This is a genomic window from Candidatus Methylopumilus rimovensis, from assembly GCF_006364615.1.
Classification (GTDB): Bacteria; Pseudomonadota; Gammaproteobacteria; order Burkholderiales; family Methylophilaceae; genus Methylopumilus; species Methylopumilus rimovensis.
Window position 1 is genome coordinate 782280 of record NZ_CP040986.1, and the last position, 24025, is coordinate 806304.

Genomic DNA, 24025 nt, shown 5'->3' on the forward strand with positions numbered 1-24025 from the left:
AAACACATGGCGAACCAAAAGAAATTAAAAGCTGTTCAATCTGTTTTTGGTCAAGTTACTCTTCCTGGATCTAAAAGTATTACTAATCGCATTCTTCTTTTATCTGCTATTGCAAAAGGAGAAACAACTATCAAGCATCCACTTCAATCAGATGACACCCATCATATGATTGAGGCATTAAAAATACTTCAAGTTGATCTTACACAAAAAGAAAATGGTGACATTCTCATTCAAGGTGCACGAGGTCAGTTTAAAAATAAGTCAGCGGAGATTTTTCTTGGTAATGCAGGCACAGCTTTTAGGCCGCTCACTGCCGCATTAGCCTTTAGTCAAGGTGATTACATGTTAAGTGGTGTGCCTCGAATGCATGAGCGTCCTATTAAAGATCTCGTCGATGCACTTTTGCAATTAAATGCTGATATCACTTATCTTAATGAAGAAGGGTACCCTCCGCTAAAAATATCTCCTTCTGAAATTATTACTAATGGCTCAGTAAAAATTAGAGGTGATATTTCAAGTCAATTCTTAACAGCTCTATTAATGGCGATCCCTCTTACAAAAAAAGAAGTCTCTATTGAAATTGTCGGGGATTTGATTTCAAAACCTTATATTGATATCACGCTTAACCTTATGAATCGATTTGGTGTTCAAGTAAAAAAAATAGACTGGCAATACTTTGTAATTCCAGGCTCAGGGGGTTATGTCAGTCCGGGTGAAATATTTGTCGAGGGTGACGCTTCATCAGCTTCATATTTCCTAGGTGCTGGTGCGCTTGCTGGTGATATTGAAGTCAAAGGTATTGGAAAAAATAGTATTCAAGGTGATATAAAATTTACCGAAGCCTTGACGCTTATGGGCGCTGAAATTCAAATTCTTGAAGGATCGATCAAGGCTTCGAAAGCTTCAACGCTTCAGGCCATCAACCTTGATTGTAATCACATACCAGATGCTGCGATGACACTCGCGGTCTTAGCTTTATTTGCAAATGGCACAACTAAACTTCATAACATTGGAAGTTGGCGCGTTAAAGAAACTGATCGTATTAAAGCTATGGCGACTGAACTTAAAAAATTGGGTGCAGAGGTTGTTGAAGGTGAAGATTTTATTGAAATCACCCCTCCTCTTCACATCAAAGAAAATATAGAGATCGACACCTATGATGATCATCGAATGGCGATGTGTTTTTCATTAGTCAGCCTTAAAAATATTCCGATCATCATTAATGATCCAGCTTGTGTAAATAAAACATTTCCTACTTACTTTGAAGTATTAGAAAGTATTGTAAAGACATAGATGACATCTCACGTTCCGATTATTGCGATTGATGGACCTTCTGCTTCCGGAAAAGGCACGGTTGCTAAACTTGTTGCAGAAAAACTTGGGTTTCATTATCTAGACTCCGGATCAATCTATCGTACGATCGCTTATGCAGGCCGCATACAAAATATACCCCTCGATAACGAAGCCTTACTTCTCAAAGTTCTCGAAAATGCTGATTTAAACTTCAAAAATGATCAAATTTTACTCAATGGTAAAGACGTCTCAGAAGCTATACGTACTGAAGAATCAGGTCGCGGAGCTTCTGAAGTTGCAGTTCATAAGGCTTTAAGAGAGGCAATTCTCGGCTTTCAGAGAAGCTTCGAAAAAAGTCCCGGATTGGTGGCTGAAGGACGGGATATGACTTCAGTTGTTTTCCCGCATGCTGACATTAAAATATTCTTAACTGCAAGCGCTCAAATTAGGGCTGAAAGAAGATATAAACAGTTGATCTCAAAAGGAAACCCTGCTAATATGGCCTCGGTTTTAAGTGAAATTATTTTAAGAGATGAGCGAGATTTACAAAGAGAAATCTCACCCCTCTTAAAAACAAAAGACGCTATAGAAATAGATACAGACACATTAAGCATATCTGATGCCGTTGATAACATCACCCATCTCTTCAGTTTAAAGTCTCAAACGTCTTAAAAAATTTAGGTGTAATGGATTTCAAAGATCTATTGCTAACTTTAACATCCCTATCGCTAGGTAGGACTTTATAGGTAACATTTAATGGCAACGACAGCAAAAAATACAGAATCAAAATCCACAGAAAGTTTCGCAGCTCTATTTGAAGAAAGCATTGCGCTTCAAGAAATGCGTTCAGGCGAAGTAATTACAGCCGAAGTTATATCTATTGATAATGACTTTGTGATTGTAAACGCAGGACTTAAATCAGAAAGCGTTATCAAAGCAGAAGAATTCCTTAATGACCAAGGCGGACTTGACGTTAAAGTGGGTGACTTTGTTAAAGTTGCAATTGAAAAACTAGAAGACGGTTTCGGTTCAACGATCTTATCAAGAGATAAAGCAAAGAAAATGCAGGCATGGCTTGATCTTGAAGATGCAATGAACGAAGGAACGGTAGTTAAAGGTTTTGTAAGTAGTCGCGTTAAAGGCGGCTTAAGAGTTTCTGTAAATGGAATCACAGCATTCTTACCAGGCTCTCTCGTTGATGTGAGACCTGTTAAAGATACATCGCCATTTGAAAATAAAGAATGGGATCTTAAAGTTATCAAAATTGATAAGAAAAGAAACAACGTGGTTGTTTCAAGAAAAGCAGTGATGGAACAATCTTCAGGTGCGGACAGAGATGCTGTTATTGGCACACTTACTGAAGGTGCTACTGTAAAAGGCATCATTAAGAATATTACAGATTACGGTGCGTTCGTTGACTTAGGCGGTATTGACGGCTTACTTCACATTACTGACTTAGCATGGAGACGCGTAAAGCATCCATCTGAAATCTTAAATATTGGCGATGAAGTTGAAGCTAAAGTGCTTAAATTTGATCAAGAAAAAAATCGTGTTTCATTAGGTTTAAAACAACTCGACGATGATCCTTGGAAAGGCTTATCAAGAAGATATCCAGTAAGCACTCGCCTATTCGGTAAAGTATCTAATTTAACTGATTACGGTGCGTTTGTTGAAATTGAAGCAGGTATTGAAGGCTTAGTGCACGTTTCAGAAATGGACTGGACAAATAAAAATATTCACCCAGGAAAAATTGCACAGCTCGGTGATGAGGTTGAAGTCATGATTCTTGAAATTGATGAAGATAGAAGAAGACTTTCATTGGGTATGAAACAATGCAAATCAAACCCATGGGCAGAATTTTCTGAAACACATAAAAAGGGTGACAAAGTTAGCGGCCCTATTAAATCAATCACTGATTTCGGTATCTTTATCGGTCTTGATGGCGGCATAGACGGTCTCATCCATTTATCTGATATCTCATGGGATAAAACAGGTGAAGAAGCTATTAGAAACTTTAAAAAGGGTGACGAACTCGAAGCGCTTATCGTAGCAATCGATGTTGAGAAAGAAAGAATTTCTCTTGGACTTAAACAATTATCAGGCGACAACTTTACAGGCTTCACAAAAGCTAACGACAAAGGTAGTTTTGTTAAAGGCACAGTTAAATCAGCAGATGCTTCTGGTATCTTAGTGACTTTAGCTGACCAAGTTGAAGGCACAGTTGATATTAGCGAAGTCAGCGAAGATAAAGTTGATGATGCATCAACTGTTGTTAAAGTTGGTGACGAAATTGAAGTTAAAATACTCAATGTCGATGCTAAAGAAAAAACAATTCAACTTTCACTAAAGTCTAAAAATACAGCTAAACCAAAAGCTGCTAAGAAAAAAGTAGAAGCTGAAGAAAGTTCTGATAATGCGGGCACAACTAATCTTGGCGCATTATTAAAGGCAAAATTAGATAGTAAAAAATAATTAATCTTATGACGAAGTCTAAATTAATCAACTTACTTGCTAGCCGCTTCTCTCAGTTAGTCTATAAAGATGCTGAGTTATCGGTCAAAACTATTCTTGATGCCATGGGTGAAACGCTATCCAAAGGTAAAAGAATTGAAATCAGAGGGTTTGGTAGCTTTAGCTTAAATTACCGACCACCTCGTTTGGGGAGAAACCCTAAAACAGGTTCAAAAGTGGAAGTACCAGAAAAATATGTTCCACATTTTAAAGCAGGTAAAGAACTTAGAGATCGCGTTGATAAATAAGACTAAACATCATTTAAAAGCATATCTTCTTACCAGGATATGCTTTTTTTTTGATCTATCAATTAATAGATATACAATAAATCAAATATGATTCAATTCGAATATTGGTGGCTCCTTGTTATTCCCTTCTTCTTTGCATTAGGCTGGGTAGCCGCTCGCATTGATATTAAACAACTTATGAAGGAGTCTACAAGCCTTCCTGCGACCTACTTTAAAGGACTTAATTACCTTATCACTAATCAATACGATAAAGCAGTAAACGCTTTTATGGATGCTGTTCGTATTAATAATGAATCCCTTGAATTACACTTTGCCTTAGGCAGTATCTTAAGGCGTATAGGTCATATTGATCGCGCTATCAATATGCATTTAGATTTATTAGAAAATCGTGACCTTAATCCCTCACAAGAAGAATCCGTGAAAGCTGAATTAGCTCAAGATTATCTTAAAGCCGGCTTATTTGATCGCGCTGAAGAGTTATTTCTAAAGTTAGAATCTGGAAAATATAAACAATATGCATCTAATGCTTTGCTTGAGATTTACGTGAAAGAACGTGAATGGCAAAACGCAATTAAGATGGCTACAAAATTAGAAAAAGAATCAGGTGTTTCATTCAGATTACAAATTAGTCATTACCATTGCGAAATCGCACTGAATTCGATTTTAGATAAAGATAAAAAGTCAGCAGTTAAGTCGCTTAACGATGCGCTCGACGCACATAAGAAATGTGTTCGTGCAAATATTTTACTTGGTGATTTGGATGCGGAAGATAGTGATCATAATAAAGCGATCAATCATTGGAAAAAAATTGAGTTTCAAGATCCTGAATCTCTAGGTCTTGTCGCAGCCAAGATACTTAATTCGTTTGAAAAGCTCAAAAAACCCGAAGAAGGTTTATCGCTTCTAAATCTTTATTTTGAAAATTACAAATTAAGATCACTACTTAATGTCATCTATGAAGCAACATTAAAATTACAAGGCTCGGAAATGGCTGAAGAGCTCGCGCGAAAAGAGCTTATAAGAAAGCCAAGCCTTCAAGCACTAGATCAATTATTTCAAGCCCGTGCCATGAATAGCAAGCATAAAGAACAAGACATCCAACTTATTCAACAAACTGTTCGTAATGCTATTGGCAATCGACGTTTATTTACATGCAGCAGTTGTGGCTTTAAAGCCAAACAACACCATTGGCAATGCCCTGCTTGTAATGCTTGGGAAGCGCTGCCTTCAGAACCCACTGAGATAAATGAAATTAATTAATGACAGCAAAGCATAAAGTTACCGTAGCTCTTGATTATGCAAATCTTGTAGAAGCAAAAACCTTAGTTTCACAACTTAATCCAGAGTATTGCAATTTAAAAGTCGGCAAAGAATTATTTACAGCAACTGGTCCTTCCCTCATCGAATATCTTCAAACTAAAAATTTCAAAGTATTTTTAGATCTTAAATTCCATGACATTCCCACTACTGTTAAAAAAGCATGTGAGGCTGCGAGTCAATTAGGAGTATGGATGCTTAATGTGCATGCTTCTGGAGGAACTAATATGTTGGAGGCTGCACTCGAAGGCACAAGTAAAGTTAAACAGCCGCCCCTTCTAATTGCGGTGACCGTATTAACAAGTATGGATCAAAAAACTTTAGAAGAAATTGGTATATCTAGAAACTTGGAAGATCAGGTATTACACCTTGCTAAATTAACTGAAAAAAGCGGACTTCATGGCATCGTATGTTCTGCCAAAGATTTAGTTTTCTTAAAAAATCACTTTAGCCCATCATTTTTATTTGTAACACCAGGAATAAGAATGACAGATGATATTGCAAATGACCAAGTGAGAACGATGACGCCTGTTGAAGCTATTAAATCAGGATCCAGTCATTTAGTCATTGGAAGGCCTATAACCCAATCAAAAGATCCATCAAAAACTTTAGAAAAAATTTACTTAGAAATTAACCGTAGTTAATTATTTAATGCGCATACCAGGTTTGGCGCCTTGATCTGGAAAAAGAACAAATGGCCCTTCTGATTCATCACTTGCAGCAAGCACCATACCTTCAGACAAGCCAAATTTCATTTGTCTTGGCTTTAAATTAGCGACCATGACGGTTAATTTTCCAACAAGCTGATCAGGATTATATTTAGATTTAATACCTGCAAAAACTTGTCTTGGGCGACCGTCATTAAGATCTAAACTTAACCTCAAAAGACTATCTGCACCCTCTACAAAAGAAGCTTCTTTAATAAGCGCGACTCTTAAATCAATCTTCATAAAGTCATCGATGGAAATCGTTGATTGATCGACTTCTGCCTTTTTCGAAGCTTCATTATTTTTATCTAAGGATTCTTTGTTTGATTCAATCATCATATCGATATCTTTCTTTTCAACTCTAGTTAATATGTGCTGATATTCGTTAACGGTAATATCTTTCCTATCAAGATCTTTGAATGACATAAATTCTTTTTCATTAAAGAATTTTGCAATGTCTGCCGTAAGTTTTGGCAATACGGGTGCGAGATATATAGAGAGCCTTCTAAAAGCTTCAAGGCTTCGGCTGCATATCACATGCAAATCAGAACCTGTTTTATGTTGTGCATCATCTTTTGCAAGTGTCCAAGGTGCTTTTGTGTTGACATACTCATTTGTAATATCTGCCACACGCATAATTTCTCGAACTGCACGGCCATACTCCCTAAATTCAAAGCAGCTTTTGATTTCATTTTCTATGTCTTTACATTTCTGAGTGATAGCAATATGTTCTTTTTCAGTTTTTGAATCGTCAAGAAAAAGTTTACCTTCAAAATATTTATGAATAAATCCTGATGTTCGACTTGCAATATTAATAAACTTACCTACAAGATCACTATTCACTCGAGATAAGAAATCATCTAAATTAAGATCTATGTCTTCCATCGTACTATTTAATTTAGCAGCGTAATAATATCGAAGGTAATCTGGATTTTTAATATGATCTAAGTAACTTCTGGCTGTGATAAAAGTGCCACGAGATTTAGACATCTTTTCCGCATTTACTGTGAGAAAACCATGTGCAAAAATCTTTGTCGGTTTTCTATAGCCAGAAAATTCTAATGTTGCTGGCCAAAATAATGCATGGAAATAAAGAATATCTTTGCCAATAAAATGATATAGCTCTGTTTTTGAATCTGTGTTCCAAAACTCATCAAAATTAATTTTTTTATCTTCACAAAGTTTTTTAAAGCTCGCCATGTAACCAATTGGTGCATCAAGCCATACATAAAAATATTTACCTGGCGCGTCAGGGATTTCAAAACCAAAATAAGGTGCATCTCTCGAAATATCCCAATCCGCCAAGCCAGATTTAAACCACTCTTTCATTTTATTTGCAGCTTCTTGCTGAAGTGTTCCTGAGGATGTCCAATCAGCTAAAAATGTTTCACATTCTGAAAGCTTAAAGAAGTAATGTTCCGTTTCTTTCCTAATTGGAACAGAGCCTGAGACCGAAGATATAGGGTTAATTAATTCTGTAGGCGCATACGTTGCACCACAAACTTCACATGAATCACCATATTGATCTTTAGCGTGACACTTAGGACATTCACCTTTAATAAAGCGATCAGGTAAAAACATTTCTTTTACTGGGTCGTAAAATTGCTCTATCGTTTTCGTATAAATCTTTTTATTCTGTTTAAGTTTTTTATAAACAGTTTGAGATAGCTCAAGATTTTCAGAGGAATTTGTAGAGTAAAAATTATCAAAATTTACAAAAAAATCCGAAAAATCTTTCGAGTGCTCTATATGTACTTTTTTAATCAGCGCTTCTGGAGTAATACCCTCTTTTTCAGCCCTGAGCATAATAGGGGTTCCATGTGTATCATCGGCGCATACATAATAGGCCTCATGGCCTTGCATCTTTTGAAATCTAACCCAAATATCAGTTTGGATATATTCCACTAAATGGCCTAAATGAATGCTTCCATTCGCGTAGGGCAAGGCTGAAGTGACTAAGATCTTTCGCATGAATTGAGAAACTTTATTGATTTGACTAAGTCCCTATTCTATCAAATGACGCCTCAACTAAGATAGGTTAAAATTACCATCTCATGACACACTCAGAACAACAAATAAAAGATTTATTAAAGGACGTTGTTGATCCCAATACAAACGACAACCTTATTAACGATAAATCTATCAAGAGCATTTCAATTAAAGACAATGATATTGATATCAAAGTCTTGCTTGGTTACCCTGCTAATAGTCAATTAAATGACATCAAAAATTTGATTGCGACTCAAATTAAAAAAACACTACCTGAAGTTAATTTAAATATTGAGGTTGATTTTAAAATCACATCTCACGCAGCTCAAAAAGGTATAGCACTTATTCCTGGTGTTAAAAACATTATTGCCGTCGCTTCTGGAAAAGGTGGCGTAGGAAAATCTACAACTGCAGTCAATCTCGCTTTAGCTTTATCAACTGAAGGTGCTCGCGTAGGTATTTTGGATGCTGATATATACGGTCCAAGCCAGCCTCAAATGTTGGGGATATACACAAAGCCTGAGAGCAAAGATGGTAAATCTATGGAGCCAATTATGGCTCACAACATTCAAGCTATGTCGATTGGGTTCCTTGTAGATACAGAAACGCCCATGGTATGGCGAGGTCCTATGGTGACAGGCACACTCGAACAGCTTTTAAAAGAAACAAGGTGGGATAACCTTGATTATCTTATTGTTGATTTACCTCCTGGCACCGGCGATATTCAACTCACTTTATCTCAAAAAGTACCTGTCACAGGCGCGATTATTGTTACAACACCGCAAGATATCGCCTTACTTGATGCTAGGCGCGGACTAAAGATGTTTGAAAAAGTAAATATTCCAATTATTGGTATTGTAGAAAATATGGCTATGCACACATGTTCAAAATGTGGCAACGAAGAACATATCTTTGGATCGGGTGGTGCTAAAAAAATGTGTCAGGATTATGATGTATCTCTTTTAGGAAGCCTTCCTTTAGACATTAAGATTAGGGAGCAATCTGATGATGGTAATCCAACAGTGGTAGCCGAACCTGAAAGTAGCGCTGCAAAAACTTACATGAAAATTGCTCGTTTAACAGCCGTTAAGGTATCTAAACTCGCCCAAGATTACAGCAATAAATTCCCAAATATTGTGATTCAAAAAACCTAACTTACGTTAAAACAAAATACATCTACCCCGTTGTTACAAGTAACTGTGCTGGCAGGTATCAAATCCCCTGCTTTCCATTGATTTATCGCTGTTTGTTTCTCTTTTCCACTGACCAAGAAAAGTACAGATTTAGATCGACTTAAGCGTGCTGGCGACATAGATATTCTTAATGGTGGTGGCTTGGGTGCATCAAAGACCGCTAAAGCATCTAAATTGTTATCCCAGCTATGTCCTGGGAATAAACTTGCCGTATGGGCGTCTTCACCAAGCCCCAGAAGGACAAGATCAAAATCACCTACCTGGCTTAATGTTTGGTTATATACATGGGCACCTTCTACTGGACCAAGCTCAGCTGGAATTGTATGAATGTTTTGCACTGGAATATCGATATGATTGAGCCATGCTTCAAACGCCATAGTACTATTTCGATCTTGGTGATCGGAATCAAGACATCTCTCATCACCGAAATAGATCTGCCATTTGTGCCAATCTGTTTTGATGTTTTTAAGCAGTGTATAGACGTTTTTAGGTGTCGATCCTCCCGCTAATACAATATGAAACTGGCCCCGCGTTTTAATTGAAGACTCTGCTAAGGCTATAACCTTCTCCATAGCAGCTTGATCAAGAGAAGCTTGGCTTTCAAATGACTGCCATTTGATTTGTTTCAAATTCATGTAAATCTTTCAAAATAATATGGATTTTATATCGAAATCAATTCCTTGAAGAGGCTTGCGTTTGATATAATTTAAGTTGTATCGCACTTTAAACTAATTTGCTTTATTCCAAAAGATTAAGCAATAACAAATCTTCCATAAAAAGGTAAAAAAAATGAAATTAGCAATGATTGGTCTCGGAAAAATGGGTGGCAATATGGCTACTCGTCTTGTTCAAAAAGGTATTTCTGTTGTAGGTTTTGACCGAAGTGCAGAAGTTGTAAAAACACTCGAAGAAAAAGCAAACATTATTGGCGCAAACTCAGTTGCAGATGCTGTAGCAAAATTAGATAGTCAAAAAATTGTATGGCTCATGGTGCCAGCAGGAAATCCAACCGAAGAACAAATCAAAGAACTCATTCCAATGCTCAATAAAGGCGACATTATTATTGACGGTGGCAATTCAAATTACAAACACTCTCAGCGCATCGGTAAACTCCTTGAAGAAAAAGGTATTGGCTTCATGGATTGCGGCACATCAGGAGGTGTATGGGGCTTAGCAAACGGCTACTGCTTAATGGTAGGCGCAAAACAAGAAGTTGCAGATACAATGAAACCTATTCTTCAAGCGCTAGCTCACGCAGATCGTGGCTGGGCTCATGTAGGTCCTGTAGGCTCAGGTCACTTTACCAAAATGATACACAATGGTATCGAATACGGCATGATGCAATCATTCGCTGAAGGCCTTGAGCTTCTTAAAGGTAAAAGTGAATTTAAACTTGATTTAGCGCAAATTACAGAATTATGGAAGCACGGCTCAGTAGTCAGAAGTTGGTTATTAGATTTAACTGCTGACGCTCTAAAAGAAGATCAAGAGCTTGAAGAAATTGCTCCTTATGTAGCTGACTCAGGCGAAGGCAGATGGACTGTTGTTGAATCAATTGAGCAAGGTATTCCAGTTCCAGTGCTTACACTTGCATTGCAAGTGAGATTTAGAAGCCAAGAAAAACAAGGTTATGGCTATAGATTGCTATCAGTAATGCGTAATGCATTTGGTGGTCATGTAGTAAAAAAATCTAAATAACTTTTTTACATTCTTAAATTATCTATGACAAAAATTGATGACTGCACCCTAGTCCTCTTCGGTGCAAGTGGAAATCTTTCTAGAATAAAACTTATTCCAGGTCTTTTTAGACTTGATTCTCTTGGTAGATTGCCAGAGAAAATGAAAATTCTTTCGGTGGGAAGATCTGAAGTTGAAGAATCAGCATGGCGAGATGACATCAAGTCCATGCTTGATATTAAATTCAAAAAAAATTACGACGCAAAAGTATTTGATCGTTTCATTGCTAGAAATTTTTATCATGCAAATCCGCCTGATGATAGCAATGCTTTTAAACGTCTCAGCGAGAGACTTTCCGACGCATCAACTTTCCCACAAAATTTAGCTTTCTTTTTATCTGTTAGACCGTCAGACTTTGCTTCTATTGTAGATTTGCTTGCGAGCGTCGGCTTAACTGATGAAAGCAAAGCTTGGCGTCGTGTTGTAATTGAAAAACCATTTGGTACCAATTTAGAAACAGCTCAAGCACTTCAAAAATCAATCACCAAACATTTAAAAGAAACCCAGATTTACCGTATCGATCATTATCTTGGTAAATCAGCATTACAAAATATTCTGCTCACGCGTTTTGCAAATCATATATTTGATCCACTTTGGACGCATGAACATATTGATCATATTCAAATTACAAACAATGAAACGTTAGGCGTAGGTGAAAGAACTCAGTTTTATGATGCGACTGGCGCTTTAAGAGATATGATTCAAAGTCATCTCATGCAAATGCTTGCATTAACTACGATGGAGATGCCACAAACATTAAGCCCTGAAAATATTCGTGCTGAGAAAATTAAAGTACTCGAATCAATTATACCTATTCCACTTGGCGAAATTAAGAAGCATGCTTTTAAAGCACAATACGGTCGAGGCAAAATCAATGGTGAAGAGGTTAAAGGTTATTTGGAAGAATTAGACAATCCAAAGAGTGTAGTTGAAACTTACGCAGCACTGAAGTTCTACATTAATACACCGCGATGGAAAGGTGTACCTATTTATGTTAGGACAGCAAAACGACTTCACGCAGCCGATACTGCGATAGCTATTAAATTCAAAAAGGCACCACTTTCACTTTCAGAACAAGCTGATAACTGGCTCGTCATCAGTATTCAGCCCAAAGAATTTACCCGTTTTGAAATTCAAACAAAAATCCCAGGGCTTGATACCAAAGTAAGAACCGTTGCTATGGACGCCCCAAATAGAATCTCAGGGGATGAAAGCGTAGATGCATATGAATCGCTTCTTCTTAATTTGATGCAAGGTGACCAATCTTTATACCTTCATATTAATGAAGTAGAAGCATCATGGAGACTACTTGATCCGGTAATTAAAGCCTGGAATGAAGACAAAAGCCCAGTCTTTACATACGCTGCTGGAAGTGCCGACCCATCTGAGTCCAAAGTTATCTTTGATAAGCCTGAACAATTTTGGCGTCAGAGTATTGAAATCGGTGAAAATAAGCTCTAAAGTAATGAAAATTTAAATCATTAGAAATCCCGTAGCGTCAAGATTGTGCAAACGGGATTTTTCTTTTTTGAGACAAGAAAATTATGACGATAAAATCAGATAAATGGATAAGAAAGATGGCTGAACAATATGGCATGATTGAGCCATTCGAGCCTAAACTTATACGCGAAAAAGACAACCAAAAGATCGTTTCTTATGGCACATCTAGCTATGGATATGATATTCGATGCGCTAATGAATTTAAAGTATTTACTAATATTAATAGCACTATCGTCGATCCAAAAAATTTCGATCCAAATTCCTTCGTGGAATTTAATGCCGACTATTGCATCATTCCACCTAACTCATTTGCACTTGCAAGAACAGTTGAATATTTCAGGATTCCAAGAAGTGTGCTCACAGTATGTTTAGGCAAATCGACTTACGCCCGATGCGGCATCATTGTAAACGTCACGCCTTTTGAACCAGAATGGGAAGGTTATGTGACTCTAGAATTTAGCAATACCACACCTCTTCCAGCAAAAATTTATGCAGGCGAAGGTTGTGCACAAGTGCTATTCTTTGAATCTGACGAAGTATGTGAAACATCCTACAAGGATCGTGGCGGAAAATACCAAGGCCAAGTAGGCGTGACATTACCTAAAATATAAAGGGTTAATATGAAATTTAACTTCCCCGTAGTCATCATTGACGAAGACTTCAAATCTGAAAACTCATCTGGTCTTGGTATTAGAGTTTTAGCAAAAGCAATCGAGGAAGAAAATTTTGAAGTGCTAGGTGTTACAAGTTATGGTGACCTTTCTTCATTTGCTCAACAACAAAGTCGAGCTTCTGCATTTATTTTATCTATTGATGATGAAGAGTTTGTTGAAGAAAATCAGACTGCCCTTGAACAATTAAAAAATTTCGTAGATGAAATTAGATTTCGCAATGAAGAAATTCCAATATTTCTCCATGGTGAAACAAGAACAAGTCGTCACATTCCAAACGAGATCTTAAGAGAGCTTAATGGTTTTATTCACATGCATGAGGATACGCCTGAGTTTGTAGCTCGTTATATTGTGCGTGAAGCTAGAACCTATTTAGATAGCCTGCCCCCACCATTCTTTAAAGCTCTTACTCATTATGCAGGCGACGGTTCATACTCCTGGCATTGTCCTGGCCACTCAGGTGGTGTTGCTTTTCTAAAATCACCTGTCGGCCAAATGTTTCACCAATTTTTTGGTGAAAACATGCTTCGAGCTGACGTATGCAATGCAGTAGATGAATTAGGACAATTACTTGACCATACAGGTCCTGTAGGTGCTTCAGAAAGAAATGCAGCGCGTATATATAACTCTGATCATCTCTATTTCGTCACAAACGGTACATCGACGTCTAATAAGATGGTTTGGCATTCAACAGTAGCGCCAGGTGACATCGTTATCGTAGATAGAAATTGCCATAAATCAGTATTGCATTCCATTATTATGACTGGCGCCATTCCAATTTTCTTAATGCCAACAAGAAATCACTTTGGCATTATTGGACCTATACCTAAAAAAGAATTTGAATGGAAAAATATTCAAGAAAAAATTCAAAAGAATCCATTCATCACCAATAAAAAAGACAAGCCACGTGTATTAACAATTACACAATCAACTTATGACGGCATCCTTTATAACGTAGAAGAAATTAAAGAAATGTTAGATGGAAAAATTGATTCGCTTCATTTTGATGAGGCTTGGTTGCCACATGCAACATTCCATGACTTTTATGGCGACTATCATGCTATTGGCGCTGACCGTCCACGCTGTAAAGATAGTCTCATTTTCTCAACGCAATCTACACACAAACTTTTAGCAGGCTTGAGTCAAGCGTCTCAAATTCTTGTACAGGATGCAGAAAAAAATAAACTGGATCGTGAAGTCTTTAACGAATCCTTCTTGATGCATAGCTCCACCAGTCCACAATATTCAATCATTGCAAGTTGCGATGTAGCTGCTGCAATGATGGAAGAGCCTGGTGGTAAAGCACTTGTGGAAGAATCACTAATGGAAGCATTGGACTTTAGACGCGCCATGCGAAAAGTAGATATTGAATGGGGATCTGACTGGTGGTTTAAAGTTTGGGGACCGAATGATTTATCAGATGAAGGTCTTGAAGATCGGGATGCTTGGATGTTAAATGCCAATGATCATTGGCATGGATTTGGTAATCTTGCTGATGGCTTTAATATGCTCGACCCAATTAAAGCAACAATCATTACCCCAGGACTCAATGTTGATGGTGAGTTTTCTGACGAGTTTGGAATACCAGCCTCTATTGTCACCAAATATTTAGCAGAACACGGAGTTATTGTAGAAAAAACTGGTCTCTACTCATTCTTTATCATGTTTACGATTGGTATTACTAAAGGTCGATGGAATACACTGGTTGCAGCGCTTCAACAATTTAAAGATGATTACGACAAGAATCAACCTTTATGGAAAGTATTACCTGAGTTTATTCAAAAGCAACCAAGCTATGAGCGTATTGGATTAAGAGATTTATGCACACAGATTCATGAGATCTATAAAAAACATGACATTGCGAGACTGACAACTGAAATGTATCTCTCTGATATGGTCCCTGCAATGAAGCCAACAGATGCTTTTTCAAAAATGGCCCATAAAGAAATTGAACGTGTTGCGATTGATGATCTAGAAGGCAGAATTACAGCGGTGCTTCTTACACCATATCCACCGGGAATTCCGCTTCTCATCCCTGGCGAGCGTTTTAACAAAATTATTGTGGATTATTTAAAATTTGCACGAGATTTTAATGAGAAATTCCCAGGATTTGAAACAGATAATCACGGATTAGTAAAACAAAAGATTGACGGCAAGGCGCACTATTTTGTAGATTGCGTATCTATTTGATATTTTTTTGGTAATTTACAAAAGAAAATTCAAGTCCATCATTTGCAATATGATCTTCTCTTAAAGTTTCAGCCCATATTGATTTATTAATTTCAGGAAAAAAAGCATCTCCCGAAAAGCTTTTTTTAATTTCTGTAATATATAAATGATCGACTAAATGTAAAGCTTGTTCGTATATATTTGAACCCCCTATAACAAATACCTCACCATCATTTTTTGAAATTGAAAACGCATCATCAATGCTATGAACAACCTCTGCACCTTCGCATGAAGTTTTTATATTTCGGCTAATCACAATATTTCTTCTGTTGGGGAGCGCCCGACCAATAGAATCATAAGTTTTTCGACCCATAATAATGGTATGTCCTACCGTTAAGGATTTGAAATGCTTTAGGTCTTCGCTTAGATGCCATGGAAGCGTATTGTTCACACCAATGACTCGGTTAGAACTCATGGCAACAATAATGGATAGTTTAGACACTAGACCGCAACAGGCGCTTTAATTGCAGGATGAGGATCGTAATTTTCTAGAACAAAATCTTCGAATTTAAAGTCAAAAATGCTTTTAACTTCAGGATTAATTTTCATATGAGGTAAAGTTCTAGGTGTTCGAGATAGCTGCTCGTTGACTTGCTCCATATGATTAGAATAGATATGTGCATCACCTAATGTATGAACAAAATCACCAGGCTCTAATGAGCATACCTGAGCCACCATCATTGTAAGAAGCGCATAAGATGCTATATTAAACGGTACGCCTAAAAAAATATCTGCACTTCTTTGGTAAAGCTGACAAGACAATTTTCCATTCGAAACATAAAATTGGAAAAATGCATGGCAAGGTGGTAATTTCATCTTTGAAATTTCTGAAACATTCCAAGCTGAAACGATTAATCTTCTTGAGTCTGGATTTTTTTTGATTGACTCTATCAAATCAGTAATCTGATCTATATGTTTTCCATCAGCAGTAGGCCAACTTCTCCACTGATAACCATATACCGGACCTAAGTCGCCATTTTCATCAGCCCATTCATCCCAGATACTTACACCATTATCTTTTAAGTACTTAATATTTGTGCTGCCACTTAAAAACCATAAAAGCTCATGAATAATAGACTTTAAATGTACTTTTTTAGTGGTAACCAAAGGAAAGCCTTGAGATAGGTCATATCGCATTTGATAACCGAACACCGAAATAGTCCCTGTACCTGTTCGATCATGCTTAATATCACCATGGTTTTTAACGTGATTCAGTAAATCTAAATATTGCTTCATAATCTTAGATGTTTTGCCTTATAAATGTTTTTACTTTTTCAACCTGATTATCTAAAACCTCAAATCTTTGAGGAAGATCTTCTAAATATTTTAATGATTCAGGTCTCTCAGGCTTCTGATTAATTGCTTCTACAATAGAGTCTTCAAATTTAGTAGGCAATGCTGTCTCGAGAACAATCATCGGAACATTATCATCCATGTGCTCATAAGCTGCTTTAAATCCATCTGCTGTATGGGTATCAATCATGATCTTATATTGATTGTAAATTTCTTTAATGTAATGAATGCGTTCTTTGTGTGTACTCGAGGAAGATGTAAATCCAAAATCTTTAATTTTTTTAAAGACGCCCTCTTGGTTTAAATCAAAATTACCGCCTTGATCGATTGATTTCCATAATGCATTTAATTTTTCACTATCCCGCCCAATTAAGTCAAAAATGAATCGTTCAAAATTAGATGCTTTAGATATATCCATTGAAGGACTTGAGGTATGAAAAGTATTTTCAGAGTCACGTGGCTTATAAATGCCTGTCTTAAAAAACTCATCTAATACATTATTTTCATTTGTAGCAACTACAAGTCTCTTGATTGGAAGTCCCATCATACGTGCTATATGGCCTGCACAAATATTACCAAAATTACCTGTGGGAACAGTAAAGCTAACCTCCTCATTATTTTTAGCAACAGCAAGGTAGCCCTTAAAGTAATAAACGATCTGCGCCAAAATCCTACCCCAATTAATTGAGTTCACTGCGCCAATTTTCATATCTCTTTTGAAATCTAAATCATTAGATACTGCTTTGACAATATCTTGACAATCATCGAAGACGCCTTTGATGCTTAGATTAAAAATATTAGGATCTTGGATGCTAAACATCTGAGCTGATTGAAAACGACTCATCTTTTGATAGGGCGATAACATAAAGACATTAATACCTTTTTTTCCCCGCATTGCATATTCAGCAGCGGAGCCAGTATCTCCTGAGGTTGCGCCTAAAATATTAATTTCTGCATTTTCTTTTGCAAGCACATACTCAAAGAGATTACCAAGCAATTGCATGGCAATATCTTTAAATGCAAGTGTCGGGCCATTTGAAAGCGAGAGAATATAAAGATTCTCTTTAACTTTTAAAATAGGGGTAATGTCTTCTGCTCTTTGTTGTGCCCTTGAAAATGCATACACTTCTTTTGTGTACGTTTTATTGATAATTGCTTTTAAATCATCTTTCGGTATGTCATCTATGAATTTAGAAATAATATGAAATGCAAGTTCAGCATAATTCATACCTCGCATATTATTTAAATCTTGATCTGAAAACTGAGGATAGGACTCTGGGAGATACAAACCGCCGTCAGGTGCAAGACCGCCTAATAAAATCTCAGAAAAAGAAAGTGGCTTTGATTGACCACGTGTTGAAATGTATTTCATAAAGCCTTTATTTGCTAAGTTCTTCTAATCTAATTTTAATAACTTTTCCAATAGTGGCTGACAACGACTCAATTGAATGAATCACGGCATTGATATCCTTCTCAACTGCTAAATGACTTAATATGACAATATCTGCTTCAGATTCGTGCTCTTGAGGTTCTTTTTGAAGCATCGCATCAATTGAAATTTTCTTATCACCAAATAATTTTGTAATCTCAGCTAAAACACCAGGCTTATCTGAAACTCGAATTCTTAAATAATAACCACTAATCGCGTCATCAATTTTATAAATAGGAATTGAATCAATTTTACCTTCATCAAAACCATGTAGCGGAACCTGAGATGATCTTGATATATCAATAAGATCAGCAACAACAGCACTTGCAGTTGGTAATGCTCCAGCGCCAGCACCGTAGTAAAGTGTTGGTCCAACCATATTACCTTTAACAACAACAGCGTTCATAGCACCATTTACATTTGCAATTAAACGTTTTTCAGGAATTAAAGTTGGGTGAACTCTTAACTCAATTCCTTGATCTCTTTTTTTAGCGATGCCCAAAAGTTTAATGCGATAACCTAATTCTTCGGCATACCGAATATCTTTTTGTTCAAGCGCTTTAATACCTTCTACATATACATCTTTAAAGCTCATAGGTATGCCAAAAGATAAACCAGCAAGAATTGTTAGTTTATGCGCAGCATCAATACCTTCGATATCAAAAGTAGGATCTGCTTCCGCGTAACCTAATGATTGCGCCTCAGATAGGGCTTTAGCGAATGAGATACCTTTTTCGCGCATCTCAGTCAAAATAAAATTAGTAGTGCCATTAATAATACCTGCCACCCACTCAATCTTATTACCAGCTAGACCTTCTCTGATTGATTTTAAAATAGGTATACCACCAGCGACAGAAGCTTCAAAAGCTAATGTGACATTATTTTTTTTGGCTAATTGAAATAATTCATTTCCGAAATTTGCGAGCAATGCTTTATTGGCTGTCACAACATGTTTCTTATTTTCAATAGCCTTCATGACCAAATCTTTTGCTATGGTAGTGCCACCTATAAGCTCAACAATGACATCAATTTCTTTATCAGCAACTAGCTTGAATGCGTCATCAGTAACTTCTATAGCGCTACCAACAATTTCTTTTGCACGCGCAATATTTTTATCTGCCACAGCCACAATTTTCATATCTACAGATGTCTTACGTTGTATTTCTTTAATATTTGATTTTAAAAGTTCAAATACACCGCCACCCACTGTGCCGATACCTAACAAACCTATATTCATTCTTTTCATCAGCTCTAACTTTCTAGTTCGCAGTATTTTTCTTAAAGTTTTCGAGGTAATTGGCAATACGCTTAATTGATTCTTTTAGATCGTCTTCATTTGGTAAGAATACAATTCTTATATGATCAGGATCTTTCCAATTAAATCCTGTACCTTGAACTAACAATACTTTCTTATCGATAAGTAATTTTAGAATAAATTCTTGGTCGTCTTTAATTGGATATATCTTAGGGTCTAATTTAGGAAATAGATACATCGCAGCTTCCGGCTTAACACAAGTGACACCGGGTATAGAAACAAGCATATCGTATGCAAGCTCTCTTTGCTTAAATAATCGTCCTGTCGGCGCTACAAGATCATCAATACTTTGATATCCACCTAAAGCTGTTTGAATCGCAAGCTGCCCAGGAACGTTTGCACATAAACGCATGGAAGCTAACATATTAAGACCTTCAATATAATCCCCAGATTCTTTCTTATTTCCAGACACGACTAGCCATCCTGCACGATAACCACATGCACGATAATTTTTTGATAGGCCATTCAATGTCACAAAGAGAAGATCATCTGCAAGGGATGCGATCGAAATATGTTTCTTTTTGTCATAAACCACTTTGTCGTAAATCTCATCTGCAAAAATAACAAGCTTATGTTTCCTTGCAATCTGAATAATACCCTCTAGAATTTCTTTTGGATAAAGTGCGCCTGTTGGATTGTTAGGATTGATAACTAAAATAGCTTTTGTTTTACTTGTAATTTTACTTTCGATATCCTTAAGATCTGGGTACCAGCTTGCAGCTTCATCACATAAATAATGTCTTGGCTTTCCACCTGCTAATGTTACGGCTGCTGTCCATAGAGGATAATCAGGCATAGGAATCAATACCTCATCATCGTTATCTAACAATGCCTGCATTGCCATCACAATAAGTTCTGAAACACCATTACCAATAATCACATCATCGACATCTACATTTAGAATGTTTTTTTCCTGTGTGTAATGCATGATGGATTTTCTTGGCTCAAAAAGGCCTTTGCTATCTGTATAACCAGATGCTTTACTCATATTACGAATCACGTCTTGCACAATTTCTTCAGGTGCTTCAAATCCAAAGGCTGCTGGGTTGCCAATATTAAGTTTAATAATGCGATGACCCTCTTCTTCCATTTTTTTAGCGTGTGCTAAAACAGGTCCGCGAATGTCATAACAGACGTTATTTAATTTCGATGATTTTTTAAGCTGAGCCAATTTAATTACCTAAATTTGAATATATGCTATCTTACCTTGTGAACGCCCATTCCGCCAACAAATGAGAGGGTTTTGATTCAATTTATTTCTTTAAAAACACGATGTTATGAAATTTCACTTAATTCAATCTGATAATAAAAATCTCATCACAGGGTATGATTTAAACTGGGTGGAAGTAAATCAAGAGCGCCATCAAACAAGTCTTATCATGACGCCTAATAAACTCCTTCTCGAATGGCCAGTCAAAACCATTAAAGATATTAAAGAAAATAGTTTTGAAGCTATTGAATCTTTGAATATTGAAATTATTTTATTGGGCACTGGCAACATACAAGAACATCTTGAACCAAGACTTTTAGAATATTTTTCAAAGAAAAATATGGCGATTGAATGTATGAACAATCAATCCGCGTGCAGAACCTATAATATTCTGGCAAACGAAGAGCGCAAAGTATTGCTCGCGCTTATGCTTTAAAGATTTTTTGTTGAGAATACAAGACAGGCGTTTGTACCGCCAAAACCGAAGCTATTTGAAATCGCCGTTTTCACTTCAATATTATCAATACGTTTTGTTACGATAGGTAGATCTTTAGCTAAAGGATCTAGCTCTTCAATATTCACTGATGGTGCAATAAATTTATTTTCCATCATGATCAAACTATAAATTGCTTCATTCACGCCAGCCGCGCCTAATGCGTGACCCGACAAAGATTTTGTAGAGGCAATATGCGGCATAGGGCCATATTTATTATCGGCAAAGACTGCACGAATGGCTTCAAGTTCTTTCACATCACCTACAGGGGTGCTTGTGCCATGTGTATTCATATAATCAACTTGATCAATACCTTGAAGAGCTAATTCCATACAACGTTGCGCCCCTTCACCACTCGGAGCCACCATATCATAGCCGTCTGAAGTTGCCCCATAACCTACGACTTCAGCATAAATTTTTGCATTGCGTGCTTTCGCGTGCTCATACTCCTCTAGAACAAGTATGCCGCCGCCGCCTGCAATCACGAATCCATCTCGATTCGCATCATAAGTGCGAGATGCTTTATCTGGCGTTGCATTATATTTAGAAGAAAGTGCACCCATTGCATCAAATAAAAAGCTCATGGTCCAATGCTCTTCTTCGGCACCCCCAGCAAATACGATATCCTGTTTACCGTATTGAATTTGCTCATAAGCATTACCAATGCAATGCGCACTGGTTGAACATGCAGAGCTAATACTGTAATTAATCCCTTTGATCTGAGCCCCAGTTGCAAGACATGCAGCTACGCCACTCGACATGGTTTTAGTCACCATATAAGGGCCTACTCGTCGAATGCCTTTTTCTCGAAGTGTGTCTGTGCCTTCCAACATACTTTCCGTGGATGTGCCTCCAGCGCCTACAATAAGGCCTGTTCTGATATTAGATACAAGGGTTTCTGGAAGATTGGCGTCTTGAATAGCTTCTTGCATAGCAAGCCAAGCATAAGCATGGCCTTTGGCCATGAATCGAAGGAGTTTACGATCGATAAGTTCAGAAAAATCTAAATCAATAGATCCAGCAACATGAGATCTCAATCCATGAGCTTCATATTCAGGCTGAAATTTAATGCCTGAACGAGCTTGGTATAAGCTATCTTGAACTTCTTTTTTATTATTACCTAGGCTAGATACAATACCTAATCCGGTAACAACAACACGACGGGTCATGCGTCGCCTCCCATTAAATAACGATCAAAAATTATCAGTACGCGTAAACAATCCGACACGCAAATCTTTCGCATGGTAAATCTCTCGGCCATCAACTGACATTTTAGCATCAGCAATGCCCATGATTAATTTACGCATAATTACTCTTTTTAAATCAATTACATAGGTAATTTTTTGCGCTGTAGGTAATACCTGACCTGTAAACTTAATTTCACCGCCGCCAAGTGCACGACCACGGCCTAAACCACCTTTCCATCCCAAATAGAAGCCAACCAATTGCCACATCGCATCAAGCCCTAAACAGCCTGGCATGACAGGGTCGCCTTCAAAGTGACAACCAAAAAACCAAAGATCTCTATTGACATCTAGTTCCGCAATAATCTGTCCATTATTGTATTCGCCGCCCTCGTCAGTAATAGAAACGATGCGATCAAACATAAGCATGGGGGGTAATGGAAGCTGTGCGTTGCCTGGACCAAACATCTCTCCTCGGCCGCAAGACAAAAGCTCTTCTTTTGTATAGCTATTTTTTTTAGGCATTGGGTTTTTAGGCTGCTGATAAAAAAGATTGTGAAAAAATATTTGTTTGATAACGCAAGTATTTTATCGTGTTTTTATCTATTTACCCTTATAAATTATTACGCTACTATGAAAAACATAGTAAAACACTCAACTAACAATTTCATCTATTAGGATTCGATATGAGCGACCAAAATCTGGCTGACTGGAGAAAACTTGCAGTCAAACTTGAAGCAGAAATTAATAAAGTTATCGTAGGGCAAGAAAGTCCTATCAGGCTTATTACCACTTCAATTTTTGCACGAGGGCACGTTCTCCTTGAGGGTGATGTGGGAGTTGGAAAAACAACATTACTTAAGGCTTTTACGCGTGCTATTGGCGGTGGTTACCAACGTATCGAAGGTACGATTGACCTTATGCCAAACGATCTTATCTATCACACTTATCTCGGTGAAGATGGAAAGCCCCATGTAAGCCCAGGCCCTATTTTGATGTCAGGCAGTGATTTATCAATTTTCTTTTTCAATGAAATCAATCGTGCAAGACCGCAAGTGCATTCATTGCTTTTAAGAATCATGGCAGAAAAAACACTATCCGCATTTAATAAAGAACATCACTTTCCTCATATGGTGGTATTTGCTGATCGAAACCAAGTAGAACGTGAAGAAACATTTGAAATTCCTTCAGCAGCGCGTGATCGTTTTATGATGGAAATACCTATTCTTATCCCAAAAGCTGATCAGATGATGAAAGACTTAGTCTTTGAAACTAAATTCCATAACGCAGACAAACTGATTGAAGAAGTCAAACCTGATCTTATTAAATTTAATAAGCTCAATGAACTTTCAGAAACAATTCAAGAAAATATTAAAGCCAGTGATGCATTAAAAAATTATGCGTTACGTTTATGGAAGGCTACAAAAAATCCTGGCGATTATGGTATTAAATTATCTGATATTGATATGAATCGATTAATCGTATCAGGCGCTAGCCCGCGCGGTATGAGCATGATGATGAAAGCAGCGCGTGTGAATGCATGGCTTAATGATCGAACATCAGTGACCCCTGCAGATATTCACGCAGTTTTCCATGAAACTATTGCCCATCGACTCGTATTTAACCCTGTCTATGAAATGAGAAGAACGATCATTGCACGTGATTTAACTAATGGCATTTTAAACGCCATCAACGCACCTTAAACC

General features: G+C 37.2%; 22 protein-coding genes. 13 read left to right on the forward strand and 9 right to left on the reverse strand.

Annotation, left to right across the window (positions count from 1 at the left end):
* The first annotated feature begins 6 nt into the window (after nt 1-6).
* From aroA to pyrF, 6 genes are all read left to right on the forward strand, one after another.
* Nucleotides 7-1293 (forward strand): 3-phosphoshikimate 1-carboxyvinyltransferase, encoded by a 1287-nt coding sequence (gene aroA, locus FIT61_RS03950; RefSeq protein WP_139883392.1) that lies wholly within the window; start codon nt 7-9, stop codon nt 1291-1293.
* Nucleotides 1294-1965, forward strand: coding sequence for a (d)CMP kinase (gene cmk, locus FIT61_RS03955; RefSeq protein ID WP_139873509.1), 672 nt, complete (start codon nt 1294-1296; stop codon nt 1963-1965).
* A gap of 84 nt (nt 1966-2049) precedes the next feature.
* A complete protein-coding gene (rpsA, locus tag FIT61_RS03960) occupies nt 2050-3765 on the forward strand; it encodes a 30S ribosomal protein S1 (protein WP_139873510.1) in 1716 nt (571 codons plus the stop codon).
* 8 nt (nt 3766-3773) lie between these two features.
* Complete coding sequence (locus FIT61_RS03965) at nt 3774-4052, forward strand: integration host factor subunit beta (protein WP_028817882.1); 279 nt, start codon at nt 3774-3776, stop codon at nt 4050-4052.
* Between the two features lie 87 nt (nt 4053-4139).
* Nucleotides 4140-5312 (forward strand): lipopolysaccharide assembly protein LapB, encoded by a 1173-nt coding sequence (gene lapB / locus FIT61_RS03970; RefSeq protein WP_139883393.1) that lies wholly within the window; start codon nt 4140-4142, stop codon nt 5310-5312.
* The gene (gene pyrF, locus FIT61_RS03975) at nt 5312-6013 is read left to right on the forward strand and encodes an orotidine-5'-phosphate decarboxylase (protein WP_139883394.1); all 702 of its coding nucleotides are present in this window, start codon (nt 5312-5314) and stop codon (nt 6011-6013) included. The genes lapB and pyrF overlap by 1 nt, the downstream gene beginning before the upstream one ends.
* On the opposite strand, the gene metG is transcribed toward pyrF, so the two are convergent.
* Nucleotides 6014-8047, reverse strand: a complete 2034-nt coding sequence (gene metG / locus FIT61_RS03980; protein ID WP_139883396.1) for a methionine--tRNA ligase — start codon at nt 8045-8047, stop codon at nt 6014-6016.
* Between the two features lie 83 nt (nt 8048-8130).
* Here metG and apbC point away from each other — a divergent pair, with 83 nt between their 5' ends.
* Nucleotides 8131-9219, forward strand: a complete 1089-nt coding sequence (gene apbC / locus FIT61_RS03985; protein ID WP_139883397.1) for an iron-sulfur cluster carrier protein ApbC — start codon at nt 8131-8133, stop codon at nt 9217-9219.
* Here apbC and pgl read toward each other — a convergent pair.
* Nucleotides 9216-9893 carry a 6-phosphogluconolactonase gene (pgl, locus tag FIT61_RS03990; protein ID WP_139883399.1) on the reverse strand — a complete coding sequence of 226 codons (678 nt, stop codon included), beginning with the start codon at nt 9891-9893 and terminating at the stop codon, nt 9216-9218. The genes apbC and pgl overlap by 4 nt on opposite strands.
* A gap of 154 nt (nt 9894-10047) precedes the next feature.
* On the opposite strand from pgl, the gene gnd reads away from it, so the two are divergent.
* From gnd to FIT61_RS04010, 4 genes are all read left to right on the forward strand, one after another.
* Nucleotides 10048-10956, forward strand: coding sequence for a phosphogluconate dehydrogenase (NAD(+)-dependent, decarboxylating) (gnd, locus tag FIT61_RS03995; RefSeq protein WP_139873516.1), 909 nt, complete (start codon nt 10048-10050; stop codon nt 10954-10956).
* Nucleotides 10957-10980: 24 nt separating this feature from the next.
* Nucleotides 10981-12456: a glucose-6-phosphate dehydrogenase gene (gene zwf / locus FIT61_RS04000; RefSeq protein WP_139873517.1), complete on the forward strand. Its 1476-nt coding sequence runs from the start codon at nt 10981-10983 to the stop codon at nt 12454-12456.
* An 83-nt stretch (nt 12457-12539) separates the two neighbouring features.
* On the forward strand, nt 12540-13106 hold the full coding sequence (gene dcd / locus FIT61_RS04005) for a dCTP deaminase (RefSeq protein ID WP_139883400.1): 567 nt from the start codon (nt 12540-12542) through the stop codon (nt 13104-13106).
* A 9-nt stretch (nt 13107-13115) separates the two neighbouring features.
* Nucleotides 13116-15356, forward strand: coding sequence for an arginine/lysine/ornithine decarboxylase (locus FIT61_RS04010; protein WP_139873519.1), 2241 nt, complete (start codon nt 13116-13118; stop codon nt 15354-15356).
* Here FIT61_RS04010 and FIT61_RS04015 read toward each other — a convergent pair.
* From FIT61_RS04015 to FIT61_RS04035, 5 genes are read right to left on the reverse strand one after another with little or no spacing between them, the layout of a single operon-like run.
* Complete coding sequence (locus tag FIT61_RS04015) at nt 15349-15837, reverse strand: dihydrofolate reductase (protein ID WP_139883402.1); 489 nt, start codon at nt 15835-15837, stop codon at nt 15349-15351. The genes FIT61_RS04010 and FIT61_RS04015 overlap by 8 nt on opposite strands.
* Nucleotides 15837-16631 carry a thymidylate synthase gene (locus FIT61_RS04020; protein ID WP_139883404.1) on the reverse strand — a complete coding sequence of 265 codons (795 nt, stop codon included), beginning with the start codon at nt 16629-16631 and terminating at the stop codon, nt 15837-15839. The genes FIT61_RS04015 and FIT61_RS04020 overlap by 1 nt, the downstream gene beginning before the upstream one ends.
* A gap of 4 nt (nt 16632-16635) precedes the next feature.
* On the reverse strand, nt 16636-18060 hold the full coding sequence (gene thrC, locus FIT61_RS04025; protein ID WP_139883405.1) for a threonine synthase: 1425 nt from the start codon (nt 18058-18060) through the stop codon (nt 16636-16638).
* 7 nt (nt 18061-18067) lie between these two features.
* Entirely contained in the window at nt 18068-19363 is a 1296-nt protein-coding gene (locus FIT61_RS04030) for a homoserine dehydrogenase (protein WP_139883407.1), read from the reverse strand.
* 13 nt (nt 19364-19376) lie between these two features.
* Nucleotides 19377-20603 (reverse strand): pyridoxal phosphate-dependent aminotransferase, encoded by a 1227-nt coding sequence (locus FIT61_RS04035; RefSeq protein ID WP_139883408.1) that lies wholly within the window; start codon nt 20601-20603, stop codon nt 19377-19379.
* A gap of 106 nt (nt 20604-20709) precedes the next feature.
* Here FIT61_RS04035 and FIT61_RS04040 point away from each other — a divergent pair, with 106 nt between their 5' ends.
* Nucleotides 20710-21078, forward strand: coding sequence for an Mth938-like domain-containing protein (locus tag FIT61_RS04040; protein ID WP_139873525.1), 369 nt, complete (start codon nt 20710-20712; stop codon nt 21076-21078).
* Here FIT61_RS04040 and fabB read toward each other — a convergent pair.
* Nucleotides 21075-22304 (reverse strand): beta-ketoacyl-ACP synthase I, encoded by a 1230-nt coding sequence (fabB, locus tag FIT61_RS04045; RefSeq protein WP_139873526.1) that lies wholly within the window; start codon nt 22302-22304, stop codon nt 21075-21077. The genes FIT61_RS04040 and fabB overlap by 4 nt on opposite strands.
* Before the next feature lie 24 nt (nt 22305-22328).
* Nucleotides 22329-22844, reverse strand: a complete 516-nt coding sequence (gene fabA / locus FIT61_RS04050) for a 3-hydroxyacyl-[acyl-carrier-protein] dehydratase FabA (protein WP_139883410.1) — start codon at nt 22842-22844, stop codon at nt 22329-22331.
* Between the two features lie 161 nt (nt 22845-23005).
* Between fabA and FIT61_RS04055 the strand changes: the two genes are divergently transcribed.
* Nucleotides 23006-24022: an AAA family ATPase gene (locus FIT61_RS04055; RefSeq protein WP_139883411.1), complete on the forward strand. Its 1017-nt coding sequence runs from the start codon at nt 23006-23008 to the stop codon at nt 24020-24022.
* The last annotated feature ends 3 nt before the right edge of the window (nt 24023-24025 follow it).